This window comes from Capnocytophaga sp. oral taxon 380 str. F0488 (genome assembly GCF_000318255.2).
Classification (GTDB): Bacteria; Bacteroidota; Bacteroidia; order Flavobacteriales; family Flavobacteriaceae; genus Capnocytophaga; species Capnocytophaga ochracea.
Map to the genome: position 1 here is coordinate 1 of NZ_KB291178.1, position 3,386 is coordinate 3,386.

General features: G+C 43.4%; 2 protein-coding genes. Both read right to left on the minus strand.

Features of this window, described 5'->3' with window-relative positions; all coding sequences use genetic code 11:
- Nucleotides 1-42: 42 nt before the first annotated feature.
- Nucleotides 43-1,929, minus strand: a complete 1,887-nt coding sequence (locus HMPREF9078_RS01875) for a glutamine amidotransferase (RefSeq protein ID WP_009419026.1) — start codon at nucleotides 1,927-1,929, stop codon at nucleotides 43-45.
- Nucleotides 1,930-1,975: 46 nt separating this feature from the next.
- Nucleotides 1,976-2,953, minus strand: coding sequence for a mevalonate kinase (locus HMPREF9078_RS01880; protein WP_009419027.1), 978 nt, complete (start codon nucleotides 2,951-2,953; stop codon nucleotides 1,976-1,978).
- Nucleotides 2,954-3,386: the final 433 nt, after the last annotated feature.

Here is a 3,386-nt window from a genome sequence, read left to right on the forward strand (position 1 = left end):
CTTTTACCTTTTATCTTTTACCTTTTACCTTTTACCTAAACCTCAGTACGCCCTCTCTTTATTCCCTTCATAAAAGTTAATAAACGCCCTATTCACTACCCTATTGCCACCATTGGTAGGGTAGTCACCCGTGAAATACCAATCACCCAAATTCTTAGGGCAAGCCTTATGCAGGTTGTCTACCGTTTGGAAGATTACTGCTACTTCTGAGCCGAAGTTCTTTGGCAAAAGCAAATCTCTTATCTTGTCCGAAATCTCTTCATCGCTGAAAGGAGCATACACTTCTTTTACGTAATTCACTACCTTGTCATCACTTAGTGCTACTTGGGTAAGACATTTTTCGTACACTTCTTTTATAATGTGATAAGTACCGCGTTGGTGGTGTAAAGCCAAAGCAGCTTGGAACGCTACAAGGTCTTCTAAACGCGCCATATCTATCCCATAACAATCGGGATAGCGTATTTGAGGTGCCGAAGAGACGATCACTATCTTTTTGGGCTCTAACCTGCCTAATATGCTCAAAATACTTTTTTTAAGGGTCGTACCCCGCACAATACTATCGTCTATAATCACCAAAGTGTCGCCTTTTTGTACCGAACCGTAGGTAATGTCGTACACGTGCGCCACAAGGTCGTCTCTGCTACTGTCTTCGGTGATAAAGGTGCGCAACTTCACATCTTTAATCGCTACCTTTTCAGTGCGTACTCTTTCAGAGAGAATCCTAAGAATTTCACTTTCAGTGGCGGTTGCTAATTGTTTTGCTTTCTGCTCGTTGAGGTATTGTTCCGCTGCTTCTATAAGTCCCAAATACGATGTTTCAGCCGTGTTAGGAATATAAGCAAAAACCGTATCTTTCAAGTTGTGGTCTATCGCTTGGGCAATGCGAGGAAAGAGCAACTTGCCCAACATCTTGCGTTCGCGGTAAATATCTTGGTCACTACCACGAGAGAAGTAAATGCGCTCAAACGAACAAGCTTTGCGTGCCCTTGGGGTAAGTATCTCTTTTACTGTCACCTCACCACTCTTCTTGATGATAATCGCATTTCCAGGCGGTAACTCGTGTACATTCTCGTATTTTACATTGAAGACCGTTTGTATAGCCGGACGTTCCGATGCTACCACTACCACTTCTTCATCTCGATAGTAAAACGCCGGACGAATACCCGCAGGGTCGCGGAGTACAAAAGCATCGCCGTTACCTATCATTCCTTCCATTGCATAACCACCGTCCCAATACTTAGCTGCACGCTTCAAGATGCGTTCTATATTCAGCCGTTCGGCAATAAAAGGCGACGCTTCCTGTTTGGTATAGCCCTCTTCTTTCAGTTGGAGATAGAGTTTTTCTACCTCATCGTCTAAGAAATGACCGATACCTTCCATTACAATCACAGTGTCGGTTTTGTCTTTGGGGTGTTGTCCAAGGTGTACGAGGTTTTCGAAGAGCTCGTTTACATTGGTCATATTGAAGTTACCCGCCATAATAAGGTTGCGGTATATCCAGTTGTTTTCGCGCAAGAAAGGGTGCACATTCTCGATGCTGTTCTTGCCAAAGGTACCGTAGCGCACGTGCCCCATTATCACTTCGCCTATGTAGGGGAGTTCTCTTTTCTGCAAAGCCACATTGTCTTTCAGTGCAGGATTCGCCTTAAACCCCTCGTTGATACGCTGGTTGATACGCGTAAAGATATCTTGCACCGGTTGCGCCTCATTGGAACGAATCCTACTGATATAGCGTTCTCCAGGTTGCGTATTCAGCTTGATGCTCGCCACTCCTGCGCCATCTTGCCCACGGTTGTGTTGCTTTTCCAGCATCAAGTACATTTTATTGACGCCATAGAAGGCAGAACCGTATTTTTCTTTGTAATATTCCAAAGGTTTGAGCAAGCGGATAAGAGCAATCCCGCACTCGTGTTTGATAGTGTCACTCATTTACAAATAAGAAAAGGCGTTGCATAGGCACGCCTTTATATAGGTTTTAAAATTGATATACTACTTCTAATTTATGGTTGCTAAGAGCTCGCTTGGCTTTCTCTAAGTCCTCAGTAAAGCCCAAAATATAGCCTCCACCCCCCGAACCACATAGTTTTAAGAAATAATCGCCCGAGTCGATTCCCTGCTTCCATAGCGTGTGAAACTCTTTCGGAATCATCGGTTTGAAGTGGTTCAGCACAATGCCCGATAGACTCTTGATATTCCCAAACAGCGATTTAAATCGTCCCTTCAAAAAGTCATCTATACAAGCATCGGTATATTTGATAAACTCATCTTTAAGCATCTTCTGGAAAGCCTCGTTCTTCATATTCTCCATAAAGATGCGTACCATAGGAGCCGTTTCGCCTATCACACCACTGTCGAGCAAAAACACTGCGCCTTTTCCGTTAGGCGTTTGCGAGGGAATGCCCGTAGGTTCTATATGGTCCTGTGAATTGATAAGTATCGGCAAACTCAGGTAGCTGTTCAGTGGGTCTAAGCCCGAAGAAGTGCCGTGGAAGAACGATTCCATCTTGCCAAAAATCGCTTTGAGTTGCAATAGCTTTTCGCGGGTAAGGTTTTCCATTGCACTGATAGGCTCAATAGCATATTCGCTGTAAATAGCAGCTACCAAGGCGCCACTACTGCCCACGCCATAGCCTTGTGGGATACTGCTATCGAAGTACATACCCTCTGCTATATCAGCATTGAGCTTTTCAAGATTGAAGCGCACAATCGGGTTTTCTTCCTCCATAAGGTTTTGTAAGTAAGTAGCGAACTCCCGCAAAGCCTCATTCGATTTGCGAGCCTCTTCTTCTTTCTCTCTGTGCGGCTCACACTGTTTGTGCGACTCGCACTGCGGGTGTGGCTCACACTTCTTCAGTGTCCCCTTATAAAAGTTATAGGGGATTGCCAAGCCTTTGGAGTTCTTGATAATGCCATACTCGCCAAAGAGGAGTATTTTAGAATAGAAAAGTTTCATTTTTTAGGTAAAGTCTGCGTTAGCAGGGTAGTATGAGTAATAAGAGACTGCAAAGGTACACATTTTTCGAATATCTCACATACTTTTGGATATAAATGTTTTGTTAATCAACCTCAGTTCTATATATACAATACTGATTTACAGTTGTGTTTATATTGTAATCTGTGAAATCCAGTAACCAGTTGCCAATTTGTACCCATCACATTTGTCAATTGTCAATTATCAATTGAAAGACTATCCGTTTAATCTGTGCCAGACATTCAGGCAACTTGTCGCCTATTTGTTTGATTTTTTTAAGATTTGTAAGATTTCTGTAGCGTAAGCTACACTTCCTTTACGTCCAACTCAATTCGTCCCTCGTCATTCGTCATTTTTTCCCTTTTTCGTCATACTCCCCCTCTAGTGCCTATGGACTATTGCCTCCCACCTCCCC

Bases quoted from the DNA above. Each gene is read 5' to 3' on its own strand.
- HMPREF9078_RS01880 (WP_009419027.1), bottom strand. From the start codon at position 2,953: ATGAAACTTTTCTATTCTAAAATACTCCTCTTTGGCGAGTATGGCATT.
- HMPREF9078_RS01875 (WP_009419026.1), bottom strand. From the start codon at position 1,929: ATGAGTGACACTATCAAACACGAGTGCGGGATTGCTCTTATCCGCTTG.